Source organism: Leifsonia sp. A12D58 (assembly GCF_047530025.1).
GTDB lineage: Bacteria > Actinomycetota > Actinomycetes > Actinomycetales > Microbacteriaceae > Cryobacterium.
This window is the reverse complement of sequence record NZ_JBLJAT010000004.1, coordinates 121936-147279: the sequence shown is the minus strand read 5'-3', so window position 1 is coordinate 147279 and position 25344 is coordinate 121936. Positions and strand designations below refer to the sequence as shown.

General features: G+C 63.3%; 25 protein-coding genes. 6 read left to right on the top strand and 19 right to left on the bottom strand.

The features are described 5' to 3' along the window. Positions 1–65 precede the first annotated feature (65 nt). The 7 genes from ACMT3I_RS11445 to ACMT3I_RS11415 form a co-directional block, all read right to left on the bottom strand. Positions 66–953, bottom strand: coding sequence for a metal ABC transporter permease (locus ACMT3I_RS11445; protein ID WP_414804614.1), 888 nt, complete (start codon positions 951–953; stop codon positions 66–68). Beyond that, positions 950–1843, bottom strand: coding sequence for a metal ABC transporter ATP-binding protein (locus tag ACMT3I_RS11440; protein WP_414804613.1), 894 nt, complete (start codon positions 1841–1843; stop codon positions 950–952). Before ACMT3I_RS11440 ends, ACMT3I_RS11445 begins: the two co-directional genes overlap by 4 nt. A gap of 10 nt (positions 1844–1853) precedes the next feature. Continuing rightward, positions 1854–2789, bottom strand: coding sequence for a metal ABC transporter solute-binding protein, Zn/Mn family (locus ACMT3I_RS11435; protein WP_414804612.1), 936 nt, complete (start codon positions 2787–2789; stop codon positions 1854–1856). Positions 2790–2929: 140 nt separating this feature from the next. Then, entirely contained in the window at positions 2930–4339 is a 1410-nt protein-coding gene (locus ACMT3I_RS11430; RefSeq protein ID WP_414804827.1) for a dihydrolipoamide acetyltransferase family protein, read from the bottom strand. Between the two features lie 81 nt (positions 4340–4420). Further along, positions 4421–5416 (bottom strand): alpha-ketoacid dehydrogenase subunit beta, encoded by a 996-nt coding sequence (locus ACMT3I_RS11425; RefSeq protein ID WP_414804611.1) that lies wholly within the window; start codon positions 5414–5416, stop codon positions 4421–4423. Further along, on the bottom strand, positions 5413–6513 hold the full coding sequence (locus tag ACMT3I_RS11420) for a thiamine pyrophosphate-dependent dehydrogenase E1 component subunit alpha (protein WP_414804826.1): 1101 nt from the start codon (positions 6511–6513) through the stop codon (positions 5413–5415). The genes ACMT3I_RS11425 and ACMT3I_RS11420 overlap by 4 nt, the downstream gene beginning before the upstream one ends. 31 nt (positions 6514–6544) lie before the next feature. Next, positions 6545–7633: a pyridoxal phosphate-dependent aminotransferase gene (locus tag ACMT3I_RS11415; protein ID WP_414804825.1), complete on the bottom strand. Its 1089-nt coding sequence runs from the start codon at positions 7631–7633 to the stop codon at positions 6545–6547. A gap of 134 nt (positions 7634–7767) precedes the next feature. On the opposite strand from ACMT3I_RS11415, the gene ACMT3I_RS11410 reads away from it, so the two are divergent. Further along, positions 7768–8160 carry a phage holin family protein gene (locus ACMT3I_RS11410; RefSeq protein WP_414804610.1) on the top strand — a complete coding sequence of 131 codons (393 nt, stop codon included), beginning with the start codon at positions 7768–7770 and terminating at the stop codon, positions 8158–8160. Between the two features lie 112 nt (positions 8161–8272). Here the strand turns inward: ACMT3I_RS11410 and ACMT3I_RS11405 are convergent, their stop codons facing one another. Together ACMT3I_RS11405 and ACMT3I_RS11400 are read right to left on the bottom strand one after the other, a co-directional pair. Further along, positions 8273–9697, bottom strand: coding sequence for a hypothetical protein (locus ACMT3I_RS11405; protein ID WP_414804609.1), 1425 nt, complete (start codon positions 9695–9697; stop codon positions 8273–8275). Further along, a complete protein-coding gene (locus ACMT3I_RS11400; protein ID WP_414804608.1) occupies positions 9694–9999 on the bottom strand; it encodes a hypothetical protein in 306 nt (101 codons plus the stop codon). Before ACMT3I_RS11400 ends, ACMT3I_RS11405 begins: the two co-directional genes overlap by 4 nt. Positions 10000–10169: 170 nt before the next feature. Between ACMT3I_RS11400 and ACMT3I_RS11395 the strand changes: the two genes are divergently transcribed. The 3 genes from ACMT3I_RS11395 to ACMT3I_RS11385 all read left to right on the top strand — a co-directional run bounded on the left by ACMT3I_RS11395 (position 10170) and on the right by ACMT3I_RS11385 (position 12519). Continuing rightward, positions 10170–10697: a low molecular weight protein-tyrosine-phosphatase gene (locus ACMT3I_RS11395; RefSeq protein WP_414804607.1), complete on the top strand. Its 528-nt coding sequence runs from the start codon at positions 10170–10172 to the stop codon at positions 10695–10697. Continuing rightward, a complete protein-coding gene (gene purB / locus ACMT3I_RS11390) occupies positions 10694–12076 on the top strand; it encodes an adenylosuccinate lyase (RefSeq protein WP_414804606.1) in 1383 nt (460 codons plus the stop codon). The genes ACMT3I_RS11395 and purB overlap by 4 nt, the downstream gene beginning before the upstream one ends. Positions 12077–12168: 92 nt before the next feature. Further along, on the top strand, positions 12169–12519 hold the full coding sequence (locus ACMT3I_RS11385; protein ID WP_414804605.1) for a cytoplasmic protein: 351 nt from the start codon (positions 12169–12171) through the stop codon (positions 12517–12519). A 6-nt stretch (positions 12520–12525) separates the two neighbouring features. On the opposite strand, the gene ACMT3I_RS11380 is transcribed toward ACMT3I_RS11385, so the two are convergent. The 6 genes from ACMT3I_RS11380 to ACMT3I_RS11355 form a co-directional block, all read right to left on the bottom strand. Then, positions 12526–12822 carry a hypothetical protein gene (locus tag ACMT3I_RS11380; RefSeq protein WP_414804604.1) on the bottom strand — a complete coding sequence of 99 codons (297 nt, stop codon included), beginning with the start codon at positions 12820–12822 and terminating at the stop codon, positions 12526–12528. Then, entirely contained in the window at positions 12819–13442 is a 624-nt protein-coding gene (locus ACMT3I_RS11375) for a DUF308 domain-containing protein (protein ID WP_414804603.1), read from the bottom strand. The genes ACMT3I_RS11380 and ACMT3I_RS11375 overlap by 4 nt, the downstream gene beginning before the upstream one ends. A gap of 102 nt (positions 13443–13544) precedes the next feature. Then, positions 13545–14285: a cyclase family protein gene (locus tag ACMT3I_RS11370; protein WP_414804602.1), complete on the bottom strand. Its 741-nt coding sequence runs from the start codon at positions 14283–14285 to the stop codon at positions 13545–13547. Next, positions 14285–14920 carry a hypothetical protein gene (locus ACMT3I_RS11365; protein ID WP_414804601.1) on the bottom strand — a complete coding sequence of 212 codons (636 nt, stop codon included), beginning with the start codon at positions 14918–14920 and terminating at the stop codon, positions 14285–14287. The genes ACMT3I_RS11370 and ACMT3I_RS11365 overlap by 1 nt, the downstream gene beginning before the upstream one ends. 78 nt (positions 14921–14998) lie before the next feature. Next, the gene (locus ACMT3I_RS11360; protein WP_414804600.1) at positions 14999–16756 is read right to left on the bottom strand and encodes a pyruvate dehydrogenase; all 1758 of its coding nucleotides are present in this window, start codon (positions 16754–16756) and stop codon (positions 14999–15001) included. A gap of 99 nt (positions 16757–16855) precedes the next feature. Further along, positions 16856–17452 (bottom strand): TetR/AcrR family transcriptional regulator, encoded by a 597-nt coding sequence (locus ACMT3I_RS11355; protein ID WP_414804599.1) that lies wholly within the window; start codon positions 17450–17452, stop codon positions 16856–16858. Between the two features lie 55 nt (positions 17453–17507). Here ACMT3I_RS11355 and ACMT3I_RS11350 point away from each other — a divergent pair, with 55 nt between their 5' ends. Next, positions 17508–18674, top strand: a complete 1167-nt coding sequence (locus ACMT3I_RS11350) for an MFS transporter (RefSeq protein WP_414804598.1) — start codon at positions 17508–17510, stop codon at positions 18672–18674. 39 nt (positions 18675–18713) lie between these two features. Here ACMT3I_RS11350 and ACMT3I_RS11345 read toward each other — a convergent pair whose 3' ends face one another. The 4 genes from ACMT3I_RS11345 to ACMT3I_RS11330 all read right to left on the bottom strand — a co-directional run bounded on the left by ACMT3I_RS11345 (position 18714) and on the right by ACMT3I_RS11330 (position 23058). Beyond that, positions 18714–19733, bottom strand: a complete 1020-nt coding sequence (locus tag ACMT3I_RS11345) for a LacI family DNA-binding transcriptional regulator (RefSeq protein ID WP_414804597.1) — start codon at positions 19731–19733, stop codon at positions 18714–18716. Positions 19734–19775: 42 nt separating this feature from the next. Further along, complete coding sequence (locus ACMT3I_RS11340) at positions 19776–20714, bottom strand: carbohydrate ABC transporter permease (RefSeq protein WP_414804596.1); 939 nt, start codon at positions 20712–20714, stop codon at positions 19776–19778. 1 nt (position 20715) lies between these two features. Continuing rightward, positions 20716–21690: a carbohydrate ABC transporter permease gene (locus tag ACMT3I_RS11335; protein ID WP_414804595.1), complete on the bottom strand. Its 975-nt coding sequence runs from the start codon at positions 21688–21690 to the stop codon at positions 20716–20718. A gap of 66 nt (positions 21691–21756) precedes the next feature. Continuing rightward, positions 21757–23058 (bottom strand): ABC transporter substrate-binding protein, encoded by a 1302-nt coding sequence (locus tag ACMT3I_RS11330; protein WP_414804594.1) that lies wholly within the window; start codon positions 23056–23058, stop codon positions 21757–21759. Positions 23059–23253: 195 nt separating this feature from the next. Between ACMT3I_RS11330 and ACMT3I_RS11325 the strand changes: the two genes are divergently transcribed. After that, the gene (locus ACMT3I_RS11325) at positions 23254–25341 is read left to right on the top strand and encodes a beta-galactosidase (RefSeq protein WP_414804593.1); all 2088 of its coding nucleotides are present in this window, start codon (positions 23254–23256) and stop codon (positions 25339–25341) included. Positions 25342–25344 lie beyond the last annotated feature (3 nt).

Genomic DNA, 25344 nt, shown 5'->3' with positions numbered 1-25344 from the left:
CCTACAACCGTAGCGGCCCGCCGGTTATGCCACCTGTCGCCCGGCTTCGCATCGCGCGTGCTGCCCTAGGCAGCGCTCAGCACTCGCCCGTTCACGCCGCGGCGAACCTTCCAGGCCGCGATAAGTCGGCAGACCACGTAGATCGCGAACGAAATCGTCGTGACGTACGGGCTGATCGGAATCGAACCGCCGAGCGCCAGCATGATGCCACCGACGAGTGAGACGACCGCGAATAGCATGCTGAGTATGGGTACGACAACGGGGGAGGACGAGAGTCGGAGTGCGGCGGCGGCCGGAGTCACCAGGATCGACAGCACGAGCAGTGATCCGACGATCTGTACTGAAACCGCAACGGCCAGGCCGAGAAGCAGCATGAAGAAAATCGACAGGCCACGTACCGGGATGCCCCGCGCTGCGGCTACCGCCGGGTCGACGCTGGCAAACGTCAAAGGCCGCCAGACGAGCAGCAGACCGATCACGACGATGACCGAGATAATGATGAGCGATTCAAGACTCGGGTTGTCAACGGCCACGATCTGACCGGTCAACAGGCCGAATTTGTTGGCGGTCCTGCCCGGATAGAGCGCCAGACACAGGATGCCAAGGCCAAGCCCGAAGGGCATCAGCACGGCGATGATCGAGTTACGATCCCTCGATTTTGAGCCCAGGATGCCGATCAGGAGCGCCGCGATCATCGACCCGATGATCGAGCCTTCGACAACACCGATACCGAACAACAGTCCGGCGGATGCCCCGGCGAACGACAGCTCGCTGATGCCGTGCACGGCGAACGCCATGTCGCGTGACATCACAAACACACCGATCAGGCCGCCCACAACGCCGAGCACGGCACCGGCGATGATCGAGTTGTGCAACAGGGCGAGGAGCTCGCCGTAGTTGGAGAAGTTGAAGATCTGCGACCACAGGTCGTCAGAGGTCTCGAGTGCGATCACGGAAGCCGTTCCTGTGGAGAGATGACCGACGTCTCGTCGTGATGCGCGGCATCCGTCTGGCCATGCGGACTATCGGGGGCACCCACCACGATCACGCGACCCCTGGTGCGGATGACGTCGACGGTTGAACCATAGAGCTCGCTCAGCACATCGGAGCGCAGCACCTCGTCTGGTGTGCCGATCCTGAATGAGCCACCGGCCAGGTAGAGCACCCGGTCGACCATGCCGAGGATGGGATTGATGTCGTGGGTGACGAACAGCACGCCCAGATTGCGCTCACGTCGGTGGCGGTCGATCAGCTCACTGACGCCGGCCTGGTGGTTGAGGTCGAGGGAGATCAGTGGTTCGTCACAGAGGATGAGTCTGGGGTCGCCGGCCAGCGCCTGCCCGACCCGCAGCCGCTGCTGCTCGCCGCCGGACAGCGTCGAGATCGGCACGTTGGCATATTCCGTCGCACCGACAGCGGCCAGCAGCTCGTCGACCTCGCGATTACGGGCCCTCGATGGCCACGGTGGTCCCCAGACGTGACCATTCAGGCCGAGTGCGACCAGGTCGCGCGCCCGCAGTGGGGTTCCATCGTCCGCGAGCTTCTGCTGCGGAATGTAGCCGATCTGCCGACTTCCCCTGCTGACCGGGCGTCCGAGGAACGAGATCTCGCCTGCACTGAGTTGGTTCTGCCCCAGGATCACCTTGAGCAGGCTGGTCTTGCCTGACCCGTTGGCGCCGAGCACCGCGATGAACTCGCCGGCGTGCACGTCGAGGTTTAGACCACTCCACAGCGTGCGGTCGCCGAAGCCGAGTGAGGCGTCTCTGAGCCGCAACACCGAATCGGCCGGCGATCCGAAACGGGATCGACCAGCCGAGTGGGCAGTAGGTGGCGAAAAAGTCATTGTTCGAAGATTACTTGCCCGAAGCGGATGCCGTGAGCGCCGCCGTGAGTGCGTCGAGGTTCGAGGTCATCCAGGAGATGTAGTCGGTGCCTTCAGGCAGGATCTCGGCGACCGAAACCACTGGAACGTCGTTGCTTTCTGCGGCCTTCAGCACAGCATCGGTCTGGGCGCCAGAGGTCTGCTCGTTGTAGACAAGCACTCCGATGGAGCCGGTGCCGAACATATCGGTCACCTCGGCGAGAACGTTGGCCGGAACATCGGTTCCCTGCTCGACGGCCTCGCTGAACTGCTCAGGGGTCTTGTTGACCAGCCCGCTGGCCTCAAGCATGTAGAGCGGCACCGGTTCGGTGATTGCAACGCCTGTTCCGCCGTGATCGGCCTTGATCTGGGCTTCCTTTGCCTGGAGGTCTTCGATCTGGGCGATGAAGGTCTCTGCGTTCGCATCGTACGTTGCGGTGTTGTCAGGATCGAGCGTGGCGAATTCGGTCGCGATGTCCTTCGCGAGCGTGGCGATAGTGGGGAAGTCGTACCAGAGGTGCTCATTGAACTCACCGTCGGCCGGGTTCTGGTCGTAGCCGGAGATATCGGCGACGTTCAGCACAGCGGCATCCTCATTGCCCGATGCCGAGAGCATCGTGTCGACGAAGTCGTCGTATCCACCACCGTTTTCTATGACGACGTCGGCCTTCGAGAGTGACAGTTGGGTACGGGCATCCGCCTCATACTCGTGGGGATCTTTGTCTGCACTGTCAATGATCGACGAGACAGAAACCAGGTCGCCGCCGATCTGAGACGCGATATCGCCGTAGACGTTGGTCGAGGCGACGACGGTGATCGCTCCGCTGTCGCTGGCGGGGGTATCTGGGGTGCCGCTGGTGGTGCATCCGGTCAACGCGAGGGCGGATGCCAGGGCGACGGCAGGAAGAATCAGAAGGCGGCGGTTCACAGGGACGGACCTCTCAGGGAGTCGGACGGGACTCTCCGAGAATACGCTTATTGATAATGATTGTCAAAAGCAGGAAGACACCGCGTCGGCGCTGATTTTGGCGACGCTCGAGCCGGAACTTTCGGCTCGAGCGACACCGTCTACTCGAGCAGTAGCGCCGGTTCCTCGATGATGCTCGCGACATCGGCGAGGAAGCGGCTGGCGACGTCGCCGTCAACGACCCGGTGGTCAAAGCTGGCGCCGATCGTGGTGACGTAACGCGCACGCACTTCACCGTCGACGACCCACGGCTTCTGCTTGATCGTGCCGAGCGCAACGATTCCGGCCTCGCCGGAGTTGAGGATCGGCGTGCCGGTGTCCATGCCGAAGACACCGATGTTGGTGATCGTGATGGTGCCGTTCGACATCTGGGCCGGCTGGGTCTTGCCGTCACGTGCCGTGATCGTGAGCTGCTCGAGCGATCGGGCGAGCTCGAGCAGGCTCATGTCCTGCGCTTCCTTGATGTTCGGCACAATGAGTCCGCGCGGGGTCGCCGCCGCGATGCCCAGGTTCACGTAGTGGCGAATGATGATCTCTTCGTCGGTGAACGTGGAGTTCACCGTGGGGTTGCGGCGCACTGCCCAGATCATTGCCTTGGCCATGATCAGCAACGGCGACACCTTGACACCGGCGAAGTCGGTTGAGGTCTTCAGTCGCTTGACGAATTCCATCGTCCTGGTCGCGTCGACGTCTACGAACAGGCTCACGTGCGGGGCAGTGAACGCGCTGGACACCATGGCCTGCGCGATGGCCTTGCGCACACCCTTGACCGGGATGCGCTCCTCGCGGCTTTGGGGCCACTCAGGGGTCTGGATGTTGCGGAACACGCTCGCCTGGTTCGCCTCGCGCACCACGTCGTCGCGGGTGATGTCGCCGATCGGTCCCGTCGGGGTCACGAACGACAGGTCAACGCCGAGGTCTTTGGCCAGCTTGCGGATCGGCGGCTTGGCGATGACGGGCCCGACTGATTCCTTGGGCGGCAGCACCGGAAGCGGTTCAGCGGCAACGGCCGGCTCGGTGTGCACCGGGGGAGGGGACATGGTTTCGTGCGCGACGGCCTGCGGATTGTGACGCTTGCGGCGAGTCGCCATCGTTGCAGAGCTGCCGTGGCCGACAAGCATGGCACCCGGCTTCTCGTCAGCGGGCTTTTCGTCAGAGATGGTGGCCTGTGCATCCGCTGTTGCTTCAACAACTTCAGCGCGGGCAGCGGATGGCGCGGCCTGCAGCTCGGGAAAAGCAGCCGGGGGAGTGGCGGCCTGCGGGGCATCCACACCGGATTCAATGGTGATGATGAGGGTGCCAACGTCGACTGTTGTGCCTTCGTCGACCAGGATCTCGCCGACGACGCCGACGTACGGTGACGGCAGCTCGACCAGGGACTTGGCAGTCTCGATCTCGACCAACACCTGGTTGATCTCGACGGTGTCGCCCGGGGCGACCTTCCACGAGACGATCTCGGCCTCGGTGAGGCCCTCGCCGACATCCGGGAGGGTGAACTTTGACAGGCTCATCATGTGCCTTTCTTACAGATCTGCGTTCGTGCAGGCGGTGAATCGGGTTTCGACCAGGTCAGTCAGGTTCGAGCAGGTCAGTCAGTAGGAGAGCGCGCGATCCACAGCTTCGAGAACGCGGTCAGGGCTCGGCAGGAAGTGGGTCTCCACTGCCGCAGGGGGGAACGGGGTGTCGAAGCCCGAAACGCGCAGCACAGGGGCCTCAAGCGAGTAGAACGCCCGCTCGGTGACCGTTGCGGCGATTTCGGAGCCGAGACTGACGAAACCTGATGCCTCCTGAGCGACGACCAGGCGACCGGTCTTTGCCACAGACGTGAGGATCGGGCCGTAGTCGACGGGGGAGAGCGAACGCAGGTCGATGACCTCGATGCTGATGCCCTCAGTCGCAGCGATGTCGGCAGCCTGCAACAGAACACTGATCATGGCGCCGTGACCGACGACGGTCACATCTGTTCCGGAGCGCACCACACGGCTGGAGTGCAGCGGAACGCCGCTCTCGGTGAAGTCGACTTCGCCCTTCGGCCAGTAGCGGCTCTTCGGTTCGAAGAAGATCACCGGGTCGTTCGATGCGATGGCTTCCTGCATCATCCAGTAGGCGTCGTGCGGGTTTGACGGGCTTACCACGCGCAGGCCGGGAGTGTGCGTGAAGTACGTCTCCGGACTCTCCTGGTGGTGCTCGATCGAACCGATGTGTCCGCCGTACGGAATCCGGATGACGACGGGCATCGAGACGCCGCCCTCGTGCCGGTTACGCATGCGGGCAAGCTGAGTGGTGATCTGGTTGAAACCGGGGAACACGAATCCGTCGAACTGGATCTCGCAGACCGGACGGTATCCGCGCATGGCCAGGCCGATGGCCGTGCCGATGATGCCGGCCTCTGCCAGCGGGGTGTCGAGAACACGGTTCTCGCCGAATTCGGCGTGCAGCCCTTCGGTCACCCGGAAAACACCGCCGAGCGGGCCGATGTCCTCGCCCATCAAGAGAACCTTGGGGTCGTCCTGCATCGACTTGCGGAGGCCGGCGTTCAGCGCCTTGGCCATGGGCAGGTTCGCCGACGTCACCTGAACGTCACTCATGCCTGGTCCCCTTCAAATGAAGCCTCGTAGCGGTCAAGCCAGGCCTTCTGTTCGTTGATCAACGGATGCGGTTCTGCGTAGACGTTGTCGAAGATGATCGACTTCTCCGGTCCCCGGATTTCCAGGGCGCGGCGGCGCACGTCAGCGGCGAAGTCTGCGGCCTCTTCGTCGACAGAGGCGAAGAAGTCGGATGGAGCGCCGAGGCCTTCAAGGTAGCTGCGGAAGCGCACGATCGGGTCGCGCTTGACCCAGGCAGCCAGGTCGGCCGGATCGCGGTATTTGGTGGGGTCGTCTGCGGTGGTGTGCGCACCGATCCGGTAGGTCATCGCCTCGATCAGCGACGGGCCGCGGCCGGCGCGGGCGTCATCCATCGACTTGGACGTGACGGCGAAGCTCGCGAGCACGTCGTTGCCGTCGACCTGGGTGCCAGGCATGCCGAATCCGCCTGCGCGCCGGTAGAGCGGCGTGCGGGACTGGCGCGTGACCGGAACCGAGATGGCCCAATGGTTGTTCTGGATGAAGAAAACCTGCGGCGTCTGGTAGCTGGAGGCGAAGACGAGCGCCTCGTTGGCCTCGCCCTCAGAGGATGCCCCGTCGCCGTAGTAGACGATGACTGCCTCGTCGGTCTCCGGGTTACCGGTTGCCGTCGCGCCGTCGAACTTGATGCCCATGGCGTAGCCGGTGGAGTGCAGGGTCTGCGAGGCCAAAACCAGCGTGTAGAGGTGGAAGTTGCCGTGCTCTTCAGGCTTCCAGCCGCCGAGCGTGACGCCACGCAGCATCCTGAGGATGTCGACGACGTCGACTCCGCGGATCATGCCGACGACGTGCTCGCGGTACGACGGGAAAACGTGGTCCTGTGGCTTGGTCGCATACGCCGAACCGACCTGGGCTGCTTCCTGACCATGGCTCGGAACCCAGAGGGCGAGCTGACCCTGGCGCTGCAGGTTGGCTGCTTCGGCGTCGAACCGGCGCACGACCGCCATGTCGCGGTAGAACTTACGGTAATCGTCGTCGCCGAGTCGCTCGAGGTATGGCAGGAATTCTGCCGACCTGTCGTTTGTGACCAGTTTTCCCTCTGGAGAGAGGAGCTGGACCATGGGATCAATGTCTGGGTTGCCTGCCACCGTACTAACCTAGCTTCCGCGCCGGGTGGCCCGTTGGTAGACCGTGAACAATCTCTTCGCAGATCTGTAGGAGTTTCTCCACAGCTTCTTCCTCGCCAATTGACACTCGGATGCCCTCAGGGGCGAATGGACGCACAATCAAACCGGCGTTGTCGAGTCGCTGGGCAACCTCGCTCGTCTCGTCGCCGGTGGGCAGCCAGATGAAGTTGCCCTGCGGTTTGGGGATGTTCCATCCCGCGGCGGTGAGCGCGTCCCACAGCCCGTCGCGGCGAGTCGCGAGGTGGCCGACGCGCTCAAGCAGCTCGTCTTCTGCGTCGAGGGACGCAAGTGCTGCGGTGGCGGCCTGGCCAGTCACCGAGAGGGGGATCGCCGTCGACCTGGCCGCGTTCAGGATGCTCTCGGCACCGAGCGCATAGCCGACCCGCAGACCCGCGAGGCCGTATGCCTTCGAGAACGTGCGCAGCACAACGAGGTTCGGGTAGCGGGAGAGGAGTGTGGGCCCGTTGGTGGCGGCGGCATCCGTCACGAATTCGATGTATGCCTCGTCGAGAATAACCAGCAAGTCGTTTGGCACGCTCGCCATGAACGCCTCGAACTCGTCGGCGGTAACGATGTTTCCGGTCGGATTGTTCGGGCTGCACACGATGACAACTCGGGTGTTGTCGGTGATCGCTGCGGCCATGGCGGCCAGGTCGTGGCCGTGATCGGCGCGGTTGGGCACCTGGACGCTGGTGGCGCCGGCGACGGCGACCAGCGTCGGGTATGCCTCGAATGAGCGCCAGGAGTAAACGACTTCGTCACCGACACCCGCTGCGGCGAGGATGAGCTGGGCAAGGATCGCGACTGAACCAGAGCCGATGTGCACCTCGTCGGGCGACAGGCCGAAGCGTGCAGCGAGACGTTCTCGGAGCGCCAGCGCCGTGGCATCCGGATACCTGTTGAAGGTTGTGTGTGCAGCGACCGCATCGATGACCGACGGAAGCGGTTCGAACGGATTCTCGTTGCTCGAGAGCTTGAATGCGTCGTCTGAAGCGGGCTTACCCTGCTTGTAGGCAGGCAATGCCACGATTTCAGGGCGCAGGCGGACAGTCATCGGGTCACGTTGGCTCACCCGGCGAGTCTACAAGTCTGAATATTCTGGCAGCCGAATGTACTCACAGCGCTGCGGGACTCGCTTGCCCGAGAAGTCTTCTGACGCGCAACTCGCGGGTGCAATAGTGTGGATGTATGGGCTTTCTCATCAAACTCCTCCTGAACGCAATCGCTCTCTGGCTCACCAGCCTGATCGTCGCCGGCGTTCATATCGAGCCGTACGCAGACAACACGATCGCAATCGTTCTGACCTATGCGCTTGTCGCACTGATCTTCGGTTTCGTGAACAGCGTGATCGGCACCTTCGTGCGGATCGTCGCATTCCCGCTGTACATCCTCACGCTGGGGTTGCTCTCGTTCATCGTGAACGGCCTGCTGCTGATGCTCGCGGCCTGGATCTCGAGCTGGTTCGGCTTCGGCCTCGTTGTCGATGGCTTCTGGTGGGGTGTGCTCGGTGCAATCGTGCTCGGCATCATCAGCTGGCTGCTCGGCCTGATCTTCCGCCCGTCGGCAAAATCGTCCTACTAACACACATGGGTCGCCCATTTTCGCTAGTGCGAGGTCGCCTGCACTAGCAAAAGTGGGCGATCCATTGGTTTTTGGGGCCCGGTTTCGGTGCCTGGTTTCGCGGAGAACGGCGCTATGTGGCGGGCGCGAGGCGCGTGCCTCGCCAGTACGTGACCGCACCGGGAGCGGATGTCGCACCACCCAGGGCTGCGATCCCCGCTGTGAATGCGACGATGCGGGGCTCGTTCGACTCGTCGATAAGCGACGCGGTCTCGGCGTACGTCGCCATGCGATGGGCCGGAAGCGCTATGTCGTCAGGCAACGCCGTCTCTCCGTAAACCTCGCGCCTGACCAGCAGGTGAGCATTGCCGTCCGCGGTGGTGTCCCTGGCCGTTCCGCCGAGAGCAGGCACCACGTCATCGGTGTGGGCGACGGCAAGCATGGGAACGTCGGGCGGAACGGCCACCTGACCGGCCGGTGCCCCGAAGGTGAGCACGGCAACGGTGTTGAACCGTTCCGCTGCGGCAATCTGGGCTGCGACCAGCCCTCCCTGGGAGTGGCCGACCTGGGCCACAGGATCGTCCGGCCCGATTCCGGCCTGCTCCATCGCATCGAGCACCGCCCGGTACGAGCCAGCCTGCTGCTCGGCGACGCCCACGATGTTGGACGTGAGATCCCACGGCTCTGCTGCCGGCTCCGGATTCCAGTCGATCGTACCGCCGACGTACACGATCCAGCTCGGCGCATCCGCTGAACCGTAGCGCTCGATGCGAACCTGTGGATCGCCGGCCTTCGCCCGGGGGATCCGCTCGGCCAGGCCGTGCACGCCGACAGGAACGCCGACCGGGTGGCTGCGCCCGACCGGAGCTGCCGCAACCGGCGTTTCGTTCATCACCCCGAGCTGATGGGCGGCGAACAGCACGGAGGCCGCAGAGGTTGAGACTCCCAGAATGCCGAGCCCGTCGTCGCCGAGCAGATGCATGACCGGAGGCGGCACCCGCAACACGCCCGCAGCCGCGTCATCGACTGACGACACCAGCACCCGAACCAGCGCAACGAATGCCGGGTTGGTGAGTAACCGGGGATTCCGGCTGATGGCTGCAGCGAGGCCGCCCATGCTCGTGCCCGTCATGACCGAGGCGAGGAACCATGCCGTCACCGCGGAGGTGAGCATTGGGATAGTGAGCAGCGCGAGGGCGGGGGAGAGGAACCCGAGGAGCGCTGCAAGCCCCGAACCGGTCAGTCGCGTGAGTCGTGCGACCGAACGCTCCGTCTTCCCGTACGACTCGGCTGCCGCGCCGAGGGCTCCGGCCAACGCGCTGCTCGTGGTCGCCACCTGATCCAGCGCGCGAGCGGCGGCAAACAGGGCATAGTCAGGACCGGCGCTGGTCCAGGCCGGCGCAGGGATGCTGGATGTCGCCTGGATGCGAACCAGCTCGGCACCCCACTCGGCACTCTGGACCCGCAGAACCTCAAGTACCGCCCGCTCCGCCAGCAGGTCATCTGTGGAGACAGCTGTACTGCCGCCGCCGGAGACCACCAGGATGTCGTCGTTCACTCGGCCGCCCGCAGCTCACGAATGGCCCGCTCAACCGACGCCAGGGCGTTGTGAGCCAGCGCCGCCGCCCTGTCGAGTTCGTCCTGCAGCTCGCCCCGCCTGGCCGCGTAGAGCCGGCCGGCGTGTGAGCGCCAGGTACGGTCGCGCTCACCTCCGGCGCCGGTCCTGAACTGGGCCGCGGCCACGCCAACCTCGTCGCATACTGCCTGCAGTCGCATCCGTTGTGACTGCAGCGCAGCTAACCGCTCGGCATGGGCCGCGGCGCCGCCTCCGCCCACAAGCAGGCTGTCGATGTCGTCCACAACGTCCTCCCTGTGTGTGGTGGAAGCGGGGTCGGGCTGGGAGCGTCCACCACCGGTGTCGGTCTCAGCCTGAAGCGGGGGCGCAACAGACCAGACCACACCAGAATTTTGGTGCGCTCGACCGCAAATCAACAGGTGTGGAGGGAGCCGTCTTGCCCCACAATGGAGAAATGAGTTTTGAGGCGCTCAGCCCAGACGAGTCCACCCCATTTCGGATCATTTTCGTGTGCACAGGCAACATCTGCCGGTCGCCGATGGCCGAAGTGGTGCTTCGCGATCTCGTGACTCGGTCTGGCCTCGGCCGCCTCATCACCACGAGCTCTGCCGGCACAGGCGACTGGCACGTCGGTGAGCAAGCCGACATCCGCACCATCAAAGCGCTGGCGAAGAAGGGGTACGACGGCAGCCACCACAGGGCCAGGCAGTTCGACCCGGCCTGGTTCGCTGATCTCGACCTGGTTGTCGTGCTTGATCGCTCGCAGGAACGCATCCTGCGCAACTGGGCGACGAACGAACACGACAGAAACAAAGTGCGTCTGTTGCTCAGTTTTGATGCCAGTCAGGCCACTCTGCACGACGTTCCCGACCCCTACTACTCGGACGATGCAATGTTTGACGCAGTATTGGGCATGATTGAGGGTGCAAACCTCGCGCTGTTCAAGCAGCTCGCACCCGCAATCAGACAGGGAGTCCGATGAGTCCACTACCCCCACAGGTCCTCAGTCCACTAGACGGCCGCTACCGTGCCGCCGTCACCGAACTGGGCGAATACCTGTCAGAGGCAGGGCTCAACCGTGCTCGCGTGCAGGTCGAGGTGGAGTGGCTGATCACCCTCACCGACCGCAGCCTGTTCGGTTCAACGCCGCTCGAAGCTGAGCAGAAGGCCGCACTGCGCGCCCTCGTCACCGACTTCGGCCAGGCCGAGATCGATGAGCTGGCCACGCTCGAGGCCACCACCCGCCACGACGTCAAGGCCGTCGAATACCTGGTTCGTCGCCGCCTGTCGGCACTCGGACTCGACCACATTGCCGAGCTGACGCACTTCGCCGCAACCAGCGAAGACATCAACAACCTCTCCTACGCCCTCACCGTGCGCGAAGCTGTGCACCAGGTCTGGCTGCCGAAGTTCACGGCCCTCATCGAGGCAATCCGTGTTTTGGCGCTCGATTACCGGGCGGATTCCATGCTTGCCCGCACCCACGGACAGCCCGCGACGCCGACCACCATGGGCAAGGAGCTCGCGGTCTTCGTCTACCGCCTCGAGCGCGTGCGCGCCCAGGTCGCTTCCAACGAATTCCTCGGCAAGTTCAGCGGCGCGACCGGCACATTTGCAGCCCACGTCGTCGCTGAGCCGTCTGCTGACTGGCCCACCATCTCCCGCGAGTTCGTCGAAGGCCTCGGCCTCACCTGGAACCCGCTGACCACCCAGATCGAGTCGCACGACTGGCAGGCCGAGCTGTACTCGCGGATGTCACACGGCAACCGCATCCTGCACAACCTGGCCACCGACATTTGGACCTACATCTCGATGGGCTACTTCCGTCAGATCCCGCAGGCCGGGGCGACGGGCTCGTCGACGATGCCGCACAAGATCAACCCGATCCGTTTCGAGAATGCCGAAGCCAACCTCGAGCTGTCGAGCGCGATCCTCGACTCCCTCGCTGCAACGCTCGTCACGAGCCGCCTGCAGCGTGACCTCACCGACTCCACGACCCAGCGCAACATCGGTGTCGGATTCGGTCACTCGCTGCTCGCGATCGACAACATCGTGCGTGGCCTGGGCGAGATCGACCTCGACCGCACGCTGCTGGCATCCGACCTCGACTCCAACTGGGAGATCCTGGGCGAGGCGATCCAGACGGTAATCCGCGCAGAGGTCACCGCAGGTCGTTCATCGATCGAAGACCCGTACGCGCTGCTCAAGGAGCTCACGCGCGGCAAGCGTATCGGTCAGGACGACCTGGTCGCGTTCGTCTCAGCGCTGGAGATCGGCGACGACGCGAAGTCCAGGCTCCTGGAGCTCACACCAGCGCTGTACGTCGGTCTGGCTGACTCGTTGATCGACTACCTGAAGTAACAAAAGCCGAAATACCGGTGGTCGGGCGCAGCGCGCTCGGCCATCGTTCGTTAAGGGGTGCCGCGAGATGAACCGCGGCGTATTGTCATTTCATGATCGACGATGACGATCCGACGGTGACCGATCCGGAACACTACCGGGTGCTCTGGGAGAACGAATTCGTACGCGTTCTCGACTACAGCGACACCCCAGGAGACATGACGCACGAACATGAGCATCCGAACAGTGTGATGGTCACGCTCAGCTCATTCGAACGGCGCCTTAGCTCCGGTGGTCGCTCCACCGATGTTGCCCTGCCGTCCGGAGTTGCGGTGTGGCTGGGTGCCCAGCGCCACTCGGGTGAGAACATCGGCTCGACGGGCACCCACACGATCCTCGTCGAGCTCAAGGGAGCATCAGGGGGCGAGCCGTCAGAGTCGAGCCTCGGCCCGACTCACCGCTGACTGCGCCTAGTGGTTCTTGGAGTTGCGGTTCTGCTCATCGAGGTCTGACTGTTCGGCCTCATCGGGCTTCATGCCCAGCGAGAAGATCGCGATGACGACGAGCACGACGATGAACGTGATGCCGAAGCCGATCAGGGTGAACAGCACATCCCGGGTGACGAGCAACAGGACAAGTCCGACGAACAGGCCCATCACGCCGGAGAGGCCGACGAGTTCGGCAGGCTTCAGGCGGTCTGACTTGCTCGGCTGAAACTGGTGCGGGTTCTGGGCCGGCTTGTTTTTGGCTGGCTTGTTCTTAGTCACTTCTTGTCCGAATCTTGAGCTGCGGCGACGACTGGTGTGGCATCGGTCGGCGCCCATTTGAGAGAAAGTCCGGCGATAGCGAGGAAGACGCCGAGAACCACGAGGTATGCACCGAGGAGTCCGACAGAGACGACCGGATGCGGCGGAAGGAGCAGGAAGACCAGCGCCAGCACGGCGGTGAGCACGCCGGCAACCGTCCAGTCACGCGCAAAGGGAGAGCGACCGCGCGCACGCAGACCACTGTAGAGCTCGACGAAACCAGTGACGGCCGCCCAGACTGTCACGATGTAGAGGAAGACGGCGAGCCCGCCGCCGTGAAGTGCAAGTGCCGCCGCACCAGCAACGATGCCGACGATGCCCTGAATAAGCGTGAGACGACGGCTCACCCCGCCGAGAGTGCGCCAGCCCAGGACCGACAGCAGCAGGCCGTTCACCAGGGCGTATGCGCCGAAGACCAACAAGCCGAATGTGGCGGAGTGGTCAACGCTGAAGGTGATGACGATCGCCGGTATGACGGCAACGATGGCGCGCACGATCGGCACGATCCAATATCGTGAACCGGTCGGCTGGGCGCCCGACGACTGTGAGCCGGGAACAGATGCAGTGGGGGCGTTCGCCACGCGGCGACCTCTTTCATGACGGGTTTATTACCCGCCCAGTCTACGTCGCGCGCGGTGTCAGGATGCCGAGTGCCGAAGTGTCAGTGGCGTTGGCGCCAAAGTTCACTGCTCTGGGTGCGGTATCTGCGCGAAGGCGCGCACCGGGAAGGTGCCGAATCCCTCGATCTTCGGCGGCACGGCGGTGAACAGGGCACCACGCTCCGGCAGCTCCCCGAGGTTCGTGAGGTGCTCGACAACGTGGATGCCGGCCGCCAACAGCACGGAGTGCGCAGGTCGTTCTCCACCACTCTCGGTGTCGTCGATGTTGAGCGAATCAATTCCGACGAGCGCAACGCCAGATTCGACCAGGAATCGAGCGCCGGCTTCAGAGAGAAAGGGGGATCCCGAGGCGTATTCAGGGCGGCCGAAGTGGGCATCCCAGCCGGTGTGCAGCAGGACAGCCCTGTCGACCAGGGCGTGGGGGTCATCAGCCGTGTGCTCGGCGAAGATTTCAGCGCCGATGCCTCGGCCATGGCCGTTCGCCAGTTCGCGCTCGAGGTGGAACACAGCGGCGGGCAGTCCCACAAGGGTCTCGAGCGCGAGCCCCGCCAGATCCGGTCCGTCGGCATAGCGGTGATATGGGCTATCGATGTAGGTTCCGGTATTGCCGATCAGAGTCATCGTGTCCATCGCGAACTCGGTTCCCTGCGCATACTTCTGACGGGATTGCTCCCGCGTGAGGTGCGGCGTGATCACGGGGGCCGGCAACCCTGGGTACGTGATGAGTCCCGCTCGAATCGTGTGGCTCAGGTCAACCAACCGCGAGTGGGCCGCTGCTGGGCGGTTGTCAGGCCGACTGCTCATCAGCGCACCTCCGAGTTCCAGCGCCAGTTCGTGCTTTCACTTTCAGCGTGGCGGCCCGTGGCGCGCAGGAGGTCAGCCCACGCGTCATCGGTGCGCGCGGCATCCGGGAAGATCCGGTCGAGTACGCGGGCAACGATGGTGCCGTCTGGTCGATAGCCGCCGGTGCTGACTTCTCCGCCGTCATCAGCCACGGCAAGGATGTCGTAGCCGTGCAAGACCGCCTCGGCGATACCCATCGCGGCGAATCCCGACGCGTCAGAGATTCCGGCGGGGTGGAAGCCCCGACGCGAGGCGGGAACGGATGCCACGACAGCGGTCAACACGCCACCGGCGGCATCCAGACACCCGACGGCGCCCCGGGTTCCGGTGTCCGGATCGGGATAGAGCACGACCTGAAGCCCACCCTCGCGCCACGCGGGCGGCTCGAGGAACTCAACGTATGACGTTTGCGGAGGTTGGTTTCCCGCGATCTGCATTGCGTAGAACACCAGGTCATCGCAGAGGTGTCCGATGGCCTCGCGCCTGGTCCAGGTCAGGTTGTGTGCGAACTCATCCCAGGATGCGTCAGGCAGGGTCCCGACGTGCACCATGAGGTCATCGATGACACTGCGCACGTCCAGAGAATCCGGTTTCATTCCTCGATCCTGTCCGAGACGAGCGCGCGTCGCAAGCACCCCGCATCAGCTCACCCGACGGGTACAGCGTTGACGCGCCTACAAGCCTGGCAGGTGGCGGATGTTTGACTTGGCGAGCTGCACAGCCTCGCCGGCACCTCCGTTGAACACCACCTTCGTCATTGCGAGGGCGAATCCGGTGACCTGGGCTGCCGAAATCGTCGGCGGCAACGAGAGGGCAAGCGGATCGGTGACGATGTCGACCAGGGCAGGGCCGTCGTAGGCGAACGCGTCGGTCAGGGCAGTCGTGAGGTCCTGTGGATCCTCGACTCGACGGCCGAAGAAGCCAAGCGACTGCGCGACCGCGGCGTAATTCGTGTCGGGTACATCGACCCCGAAAGCCGGAAAGCCGTCGACGAACATCTCAAGCTTCACCAGGCCGAGCGTCGAGTTGTTGAACACGATGAGTTTCACCGGCAGCTTGTATGACGCAACCGTGATCATCTCTCCCATCAGCATCGACAGTCCACCATCGCCAGACAACGACACCACTTGGCGGCCGGGATAGGCAACCTGGGCGCCAATGGCCTGCGGCAGGGCGTTCGCCATCGATCCGTGCAGATACGAGCCAATCAGCCGGCGGCGTCCGTTCACCGTGATGTACCTGGCCTGCCAGACATTGCCCATGCCGGTATCCGCCGTCACGATTGCGTCGTCAGCCAGCAGGTCGTCGAGTATCGTTGCCGCGTATTCGGGGTGGATCGGCTTCATCGTGTCGACGTCGGTGTACTTACCGACGACCGAGTGCATCAGGCGGTCATGCCGTTTCAGGTTGTCCTTCAGGAATGTTCGACTCTTCTTGCGCTTCACCTGCGGCGTGAGCGCTGCCAACGTTGCCTTCACGTCACCCAGGATCGGGTGCTCGACGCTGGTTCGACGCCCGAGATGGGCGGCATCCCTGTCGATCTGGGCGACGGTGACCGAGTCGTCATCGGGCAGGAACTGTTCATATGGAAAGTCGGTTCCGAGCAGGATGAGCAGGTTGGCGTTGTGGATCCCCGCGTGGGCAGCGCCGTAACCGAGTAAGCCGGTCATGCCAACGTCGAACGGGTTGTCATACTGAATCCATTCTTTGCCGCGAATAGAATGCCCGATCGGAGCACCTATCAGCTCGGCAAAGGCGATGACCTCATCATGAGCACCTTGCACCCCGGCACCGGCGAAAATCGCCACACTCGCCGCCTCGTTGATGGCCTCTGCCAGCCGGCTGACATCCGTTGCAGCCGGCACCAGCGATGGTTCTGCTGGGATGACGAATGCCGGGAAGCTGCCGATGGCCTCGTACTCGGCAACATCACCCGGAAGGGTGATCACGGCAACACCACGCAGCCCGACAGCGTGCCGCAGAGCCGAATTGATCACCCTCGGCGCTTGTTCTGCCGCCCCGATGAACTCGCAATAGTTGGAGCATTCGACGAACAGACGATCGGGATGCGTCTCCTGGAAGTAGCCGCTCCCGATCTGCTTGCTCGGGATGTGACTGGCGATCGCCAACACGGGCGCGCCAGAACGATGCGCATCGTAGAGGCCGTTGATCAGGTGCAGGTTGCCCGGCCCACAACTACCGGCGCAGACGGCAAGCTTGCCGGTGAGCTGCGCCTCGGCCCCGGCCGCGAAGGCCGCTGCCTCCTCGTTTCGCACGTGGATCCAGTCGATACCGCCCTTGGTCGACCCTCCCGATCTGCGCACTGAATCGACTACCGGATTGAGACTGTCTCCAACGATGCCGTAGATGCGGTGAACTCCCGCATCGATGAGCTGGGCGACAAGCTGGTCTGCGACTGTTTTCTTAGCCATGGGCCCAGTATGTGCCGAGGTCTACGACGGATCTAGGCTCGGGCTACGAAAGCTCAACGGTGTTGTGCATGGCAATTCCGGATGCCTGCCCTGGGTACGTCAACCCGGCGAAATAGTGCGAGGTGTGCGCGACGATCTGCTCGCCGCTTTGGCGATCTCTCGGCCACGGGCGATGGGGTCTGCGGGGCTGCCCCGAAGAAGGCTCGCGAGGGTTCCGTTGTAGATGAGAAGAATGTCCGCAGCCAGCTGTTCGGCTTGAGCACCCGCTAGTGGCGCAGCGAGGTCGCGGAGGCGCCGGTTCAACAAAGTCGTCTCCGCCGCCAAGAGGGCAGACACCGGATGGTCGGTGCGAGTTTCGACAGCAGTCGAGAGAAACGCGCACCAGCGCACGCTGTGTTGGCGTTCGCGGTAAAGCGTGAGCGCATCGAAAACCGCCAGCAGGCGATCCTCGTCCGATTGGGCAGCGCTGATTGCCCCATCCCAGCATTCCCGCCACCCCTCAAGCCGCCGTTCAAGGCTCGCCTGGAGCAGACCGTCTTTGCTTCGGAATTGGGCGTACAGGGTGGCAACGGAGACATGTGCGCTGGCCAACAGGTCATCAACCCCCGTGCGGGAGATGCCGTTGACGTAAAACAACTCGTCCGCGGCATCCAGCAGTCGCACCCTCGCGGATCGTCCGTCGAATTGCGTTTCCATATCCACAACTATAACGTTGGTTCTACCATAACGCTGGTTCTAGTGAGGAGGTTGGGTGCGCAATCAAGTCCGATTTGTTGTTAGTGCCACCGCCCTCATCGCCGCCACCTACGGTTTGACCCGATTCGGATATGGGTTGTTCGTTCCGGCATTGAGCCGGTCATTCGATCTGACCCCCGCCATAACTGGAGCGATCTCGAGCGGCAGCTTCTTCGCCTACTGCATTGGGGCCGCCGTGGCCTACCGCATGGCCAGGGTTCCCCGGCTGACAGTGGTGCTTGCGGGTAGTGTCGCCGCGGTCGGCAGCATGAGTGTGGCGCTCTCTGGTTCCGCGATGGTCCTGGCGGTCAGCATGGTGATCGCCGGCGCAGGTGCCGGGTTCGCCTCGCCAGGTTTGGTCACTCTGGTTCAGGAGAAAGTCACATCCACTGCTTCTGCTTCGATGCGGGCGCAGGCAGTGGTCAATTCAGGCACGGGATTCGGTGTCGTCATAGCCGGCCCACTTGCCCTGATCCTGACCGATCACTGGCGGACAGCGTGGTGGATCATCGCCGCCATCAACCTTGCCGCCGCCGCTGCCGTACTGGCCACGAGTAGGCAGCCCTCAACACGGGCGCCTTCCCCGGCGCGTCCGACCTTTCGGCTAGGCGACCTGAAGCCGTTGAGTCTGGCCTCCGCCGCCGCCTTGCTCGCGGGAATGTCGAGCGCCGCCGTATGGACCTTCGGCCGGTCGCTCGTCACCACGGAAGGGCAGATGGGCGGTTTTGAAGCGACCATCTTTTGGATGATCCTTGGTACCGCCGGCGTAGGAGGGGCCTTCTCCGGCGATCTCGTCACCAGATGGGGTCTGCGTACGGGGTGGATCACCACGGCAGCGCTGGTGGGTGTTTCCACTTTCCTCATTGGCGCCTGGCCTTCCAGCATCGTTGCCGTATATGTGGGCGGCGCAATGTTCGGGGCCAGCTATGTCGCGCTCAGCGGTGTCCTCATCGCTTGGGCAAGTGATTCACTCCCGCGACACGCAGCAGCAGGGACCGCTGCCTTGTTCATCGCACTGGCTCTCGGTCAGTCCGTTGGCTCGCTGCTCCTCGGCAACGTACTGGAGGCCACCAACCCAACGGTGACCTTCACCGTCGCTGCTGCAATCGCTGGCATGAGCTTCGTCCCGGCAATCCGCGGAACACCATCATCCACGCGCCGGACTTCTCTGCTCTCCCGATGAGTGAACCCGCATCAGAACGGCGCGGGCCAGGGAGTGATCCTACGCGGATCCTCGCCTGACGAGTTCGGTCGGGATGGTGATCGCGGCGGCTGGCTGGCCTTCGATGACCTGCATCAGGAGGCGCACCATCTCCTGACTGATCCGCTCGAACGGCTGTCGCATCGTCGTCAGCTGGGGAGTCGTCGTGATAGCGACGGGGGAGTCGTCAAAGCCGATGAGAGCGACGTCATCGGGCACCACACGACCTGATGCCTGCAGTACGTCAAGCGCACCAACGGCCATGATGTCGTTCGCCGCGAAGACACCATCGATTTCGGGATGCCGTTCCAGGAGTTCACGCATCCCTGCCGCACCGCTGGCCTTGCTGTAGTCGCCGTAAGCGACGAACGACTCGTTGTAGTCGCTGCCCAGCTGCTCGCGGTAACCGGCGAATCGGTTGGTTCCACCCGACGTGTCGAGCGGGCCGGTGATGATCGCGATGTGGCGCCTGCCCTGATTCTGCAGCAGCTCAACGGCGGTACGGGCGCCGTCGGCATCCGCTGCTGCGACGTAGCCGATGCTCCGTTCGAAACCGAGCGGGATGCCACAGGCGATCGCCGGCACCTTTGAGCTCACCAGCTCGGGAATGAACGCCTGTCGGCCGCTGTGCGACGAGACAAGCAGCACGCCGTCGACGTGACCCGCCGTAATGAAATCGGTGGCTCTGCGCTGTTCGGCATCAGACCCCGCCATGAGCAGCACGAGAGGGATGTCCCGTTCCGCTAGTGCCTGTGCCGCGCCCCGCATCAGGATCGAGAAGTTCGGGTCTTCGAAGAGGCGCTCGTGGGATTCGGTAAGCAGGAATGCAATGGAGTTCGCGCGGTTCGTGGCCAGGCTCCGTGCATGCGGGTTGATCCGGTAGCCGGTCTTCTTGATCGCGTCGTTCACCGAGGCCAGAGCATCGGGGCTCACCCAGTGACCGCCGTTCAGCACACGGGACACCGTCCCCCTGGATACGCCGGCCTCGAGAGCAACATCGTCGATCGTGGGCCGCCGTCGCCGCAAAGTAGTGTCGGTCACGCGCCCAGCCTATTGGAGTCCATCATGCTCGTCTCCACCTTTTTACTTGACGGCACCGGCAGCCAAATCAACCTTCCAGTAGCGCTGTAGCACCAGGAACAGCGCGATCAGCGGAATGATCGACAGCAGGGCACCGGTGATGACGAGCGTGTAGAGCGCCGGAACCGTTGCACCCTGGTTGAGCAGACCGTTCAGGCCGACGGTGATCGGGAACAGCGTGTCACTGCCGAGCATGATGTACGGCAGCATGAAGTTGTTCCACACCGCGACGAACTGGAAGAGGAAGATCGTCACGAGTCCTGGCATCATCATCGGCAGAGCGATGCCGTGGAAGATCCGCAGTTCTTTGGCACCCTCGGTGCGCGCAGCTTCAATGACCTCGGTCGGCACCGAACCCGCGGTGTAGATCCGCGCCAGGTAGATGCCGTACGGGCTGATGATCTGGGGGAGCAGCACGGCCCAGTAGGTGTTGGTCAGGCCGATCTCGGCCATCAGGAAGTACTGCGGGATGGCCAGGATGACACCGGGAACCAGCACGCCCATGAGCAGAACCTTGAAGACAAAGCCCTTGCCGGGGAACGAGAACTTGGCCAGGACGTAGCCAGACATCGCCGAGATGTACGTCGACGCGAGGGCTCCGACCCCGGCGTACAGCGCGGTGTTGAGCATCCAGCGCCAGTAGAGTCCGTTGCGGTACTGCGTGAGTTCGACGATGTTGTCCCACAGGTGAGTGCTGGGCGCGAGGGTGAAGGTCGAGAAGAGCTCTGAGCCGTCCTTGGTGGATGCCATCAGCACCCAGAACACGGGGAAGAGGCAGTAGATCGCACCAATGATCAGGATGCTTGTCGAGAGAACACTCGGGCGAACCCTGATGCCGTTGTCCTTGTTGGCCCGTCGCTTGGCGGGCGACGGCTTGGACGTGGCGCGTGGCGCAGCAACATCCTGTCGGCTGGACTCCGTGGTTTCTGCAAGGGAGGTCATGTCAGTCTTCCTGTCCGAAAGCGCGCTTCTGGACGATGCGAAGGAATAGGAACGAGAGCGCGAACGTCGCCAGGGCGATGATGATCGACGTGGCAGCAGCCGAGTAGATGTCGTCACGCGTGAACGCATCGCGGTAGACCAGCATCAGCGGCGACCAGCTGGTCGACAGGCTGTTGGTCAGCGGACGCAGTGTCGTGGGTTCGGCGAAGACCTGCAGAGTGGCGATCATCGAGAAGAGCGCGGTCATGATGAGCGCCGGGGCGATGATCGGGATCTTGATTCGCCAGGCGATCTGGATTTCGCTCGCGCCATCGATCTTGGCCGCCTCATAGATCTCGCTGGAGACTGACTTGAGGGAGGTGTAGATGACGATCATGTTGAAGCCCACTCCACCCCAGAGCGCGATGTTCGCAATTCCGAAGGTGATGAGCGATGGCGACATCATCGACGGGACATCCCAGCCGAATTTGTCGAACACATAGTAAAAGGGGCTGACTGCCGGAAGGTAGAGGAATCCCCAGAGCAGCGAGCTGATCACAGCGGGAACCGCGTATGGCAGGAAGATCGAGATGCGGGAGAAGCTCTGTGCCCGGGTGCGGCGTGAGTCAAGCAGCAGCGCGAAGAGCAGCGCAAGCCCGAGCATGGTGGGGATGAGCACGGCACCGTAGACCAGGACGCGGCCGACGCTGGCCCCGAATTCTGGGTTGGTGAGGGTGCCAATGTAGTTCTGGAATCCGGCGAAGACCTGCGTCTGACTTCCCGAACCGAGACCGAGGCCGACGACCTGTTTCTTCTGGAAACTCAGGTAGAGCGTGTAAAAGATGGGGGCGGCCATGAAGACCGTGAACAGGATGATGCCGGGTGCAAGCATCGCGTAGGCGCTGCGCGTCAGGGAGCGCTGGTTGCTCGACCCCTTTCGGCGCGGCAGGACCGCGGCTGGCGCCGCGTCCCGCGGGGTGTCGACGAGTGTCGTCACTGCAAATCTCCGTTCTGGGGGTGCTGAGGGCCTGCCGAAAAGTTTCGGCAGGCCCTCAAATGGGTACTACTTGACGTTGAAGCCGCTCTTCTTCAGATCATCCGTCGTGATTTTCTGCATGTTGGTTACTGCAGAAACGAATGCTGACTGAGTCTTCGCGTCTGCGGCCTTGGCGAACTCATCGTTGTACGCGCTGAATGCCACGTTGACGTTGGGTCCGTAGGTGAACGGGTTGACTGCCGATGCCGCAGCTGCTGCAACCGTGTAGAAATCGGCCTGGTTGCTGAAGAACTCAGGCGATTCGGTCAGGGCTTCGGCGGCTGCCTTGGTGTCGGCCGGGTAGATTCCGGCGTTGTCGACGAGAGCCTGAATGGCCTCTGCATCGGTGTTCAGCCAGGTGATGAACTCGAGGGCTTCCTTCGGGTGCTTCGACTGAGTCGTCACAGCCGTGCTTGAGCCGCCCCAGTTACCGTTCGTTGCTTCGCCTGCGGTCCACTGCGGAACCTCGGCTGCAGTCCACTTACCCTGCGTGTCTGCCGCGTTTCCAGCCAGAACACCAGGACCCCATACCGACGAGACCCAGCCGGCCTGGCTGCCGTCGTTCAGACCGGCATTCCACTCGGGGGTGTACATCGGCTTGTTGTCGATGACGCCTTCTTCAACGAGCGCGCCCCAGTATGAAGCGACCTGCTGGGTAGCTTCCTTGTCGATGTCGACGCCCCAGGCGTCGCCGTCGATTGACCACCAGGAGGCTCCGGCCTGCTGGGCCAGACCGGCGAACCAGCCGGCGTCGTTCGCCGAGAACGTCCCGAGGTACTTGGTCGGGTCAGCAGCGTGAAGTGCGCGAGCAGTGTCTGCGTACTCATCCCAGGTGGTCGGCACGGTCAGTCCGTACTGGCTCAGAATGTCGGTGCGGTAGTAGGCCAGCATGGGGCCGGTGTCCTGAGGAATCGAGTACACGGCATCTCCGCCGAGTGTGACCGAGTTCCAGGCGCCGCTCGGGAAGTTGCCCTCGAGGTCGTCTGCGCCGTACTCGGACAGGTCGGCAAGAGCGTCAGAACCGACGAGCGTCGGGATCTTCTGGTACTCCGCCTGGATCATGTCTGGGGCGCCGCTGCCTGCCTTGATGGCGGTGAGCAGCTTGGTGATGGCGGGGTCGCCACCGTCCTGCTTATTGACAGTGACCTGGATGTCGGGGTGCGACTCGTTCCAGATATCTGCAACCTTGTCGAGGTTCGGTGCCCATGCCCAGTACGTGAGTTCAACGGGCCCGGAGTCACCTCCCGTGGTATCAGCCGAACATCCGGTCATCAGCAACGCCGAAACTGCGATTGCCGTAACTGCTGCTGTGCGAATTGAACTGCGCATTCGTCCTCCTTGTCGAAAGCCACCAGTAGGTGCATTGGGTCGGCGTGCTTTCGTAATCAAGCGAGAACGTCTGCGTACCTGTGAGCGGTACTAGTAATTCACAGATCGATTTCCTTGTCAACACGGGGCTGTTGTCTGGCTTTGGGTCTGTCGGCTGTGATAGAACTGTGACCGCACACAGTCGAAGGAGAACCAATGCAACTCGAACGCCCAGAGGCAATCTCGCGGTCCCAGACCGAACAGGGCGCGACTGTCGTGCCGGCACCGTCCAACGATTCACAGCGCGGAACCAATGGACGGTGGATCCCCGGAACCACCCAGATTCGATTCGGTGGCGACTACAACCCCGAGCAGTGGAGCCGCGAGACCTGGCTCGAAGACATCGAGCTCATGCAGCAGGCCGGCATCAATATGGTGAGCATCGGCATCTTCTCGTGGGCTCTTCTCGAACCGCGCGAGGGCGAATACGACTTCAGCTTCCTTGACGACATCATCGGCCTGCTCGGTGACGCGGGCATCGACGTCGACCTCGGCACCCCGACGGCGTCTCCGCCTGCCTGGTTCTGGAAGAAGTACCCGGAATCGCACCCCGTCACCCGCGACGGCAACCGTCTCGGTTTCGGCTCGCGCGGCATGGTCAGCCCGAGCTCGCCCGAGTACCGGAGCGCGGCCAGCGGCATTGCCGGAGAGCTCGCCAAGCGCTTCGCACCGCACCCTGCCGTCGTCATGTGGCACATCCACAATGAATATGGCGCACCGATCAGTGACAGCTATGACGATTACTCGGTCGCGGCTTTCCGTGACTGGCTGCAGGCCAAGTACGGCACCCTCGATGACCTCAATCGCGCCTGGGGCACACTGTTCTGGGGCCAGGTCTACGGTGAATGGGATGAGATCGACGCCCCGCGCCTCGCTGCCAGTGTGACCAACCAGGCGCAGCGCCTGGACTTCCAGCGCTTCACCTCTGATGCCCTGCTCGCCTGCTACATCGCCGAGCGCGATGCAATCCGCGCGCACGACCAGATTCGTCCCATCACCACCAACTTCATGGGGACGAACTGCCCGTCGGTCGACTACTGGAAGTGGGCGGCAGAGGTCGACATCGTTGCAAACGACCACTACCTCGTCGCCGAACGCACCGACAATCACATCCTGCTCTCGATGGATGCCGACTTCACACGCTCACTCGCGGGCGGTTCGCCATGGATCCTCATGGAGCACTCCACCTCTGCCGTCAACTGGCAGCCGCGCAACATCGCCAAGCGCGCGGGCGAGATGGCCAGGAACAGCCTCACCCACGTCGCCAGGGGCGCGGATGCCGTCATGTTCTTCCAGTTCAGGGCGAGCCGCTTCGGTGTTGAGAAGTTCCATTCCGCGATGCTGCCTCACGGTGGCACCTCGACGCGCATCTGGAACGAAGTGGTCGCCCTCGGCAGCGACCTGGCTGCGCTGTCGCCGCTTACCGGCTCGCGGGTGAAGGCATCCGTCGCCATCGTCTGGAGCATCGAATCGTTCTGGGCCCAGGACCTTGAGTGGCGCCCCACCGTCGAGCTCGAGCACCGCACTCGAATCGAATCGTTCTACACGGCGCTCTGGGAGCGCGGCGTGACGATCGACTTCGTACACCCGAGCCACGACCTCAGCTCATACGACGTCGTCTTCGCGCCCAGCCTGTACCTGCTGGACACCGAGTCAGCGGCGAACATCGAAGGCTATGTCGCCGCAGGCGGATCGCTCGTCGTCTCGTACTTCTCGGGCATCGTCGGCGCGAACGACGAGGTTTATCCCGGAGCATCACCAGGTGCGCTGCGCGACGTTCTCGGCCTGGAGATCCACGAATTCCTGCCGCTCCACGAAGCGGAGACCGTCACGCTCAGCGATGGCAGCACCGGTTCGGCGTGGACCGAAGAAGTCGTGCTCACCACCGGCAACGCACACGCCATATATGCCGATGGCCCGGCCGCAGGAAAGCCCGCCATCGTGCGAAATGCCCATGGCGCAGGGCAGACCTGGTACCTCTCGACCGGGCTGAACGGGTCCGATCTGTCGTCGCTCATCGAGAGCGTGCTGACCGAGACCGGAACCGCATTCAGTACTCTGCCGACCGGACTCGAGCACGTCGTTCGGGCAAGCGGTGACGCCGAGTACGCGTTCTATATCAACCACGCAGACACGGATGCCGTGGTGACGGCCCGCGGCGTTGACGCGTTGACGGGCGAGTCGGTCGACGGCGAGGTCGTCGTGCCCGGCGCCGGCTTCCGCGTGATCACCAGCGCGAGCTAAGCA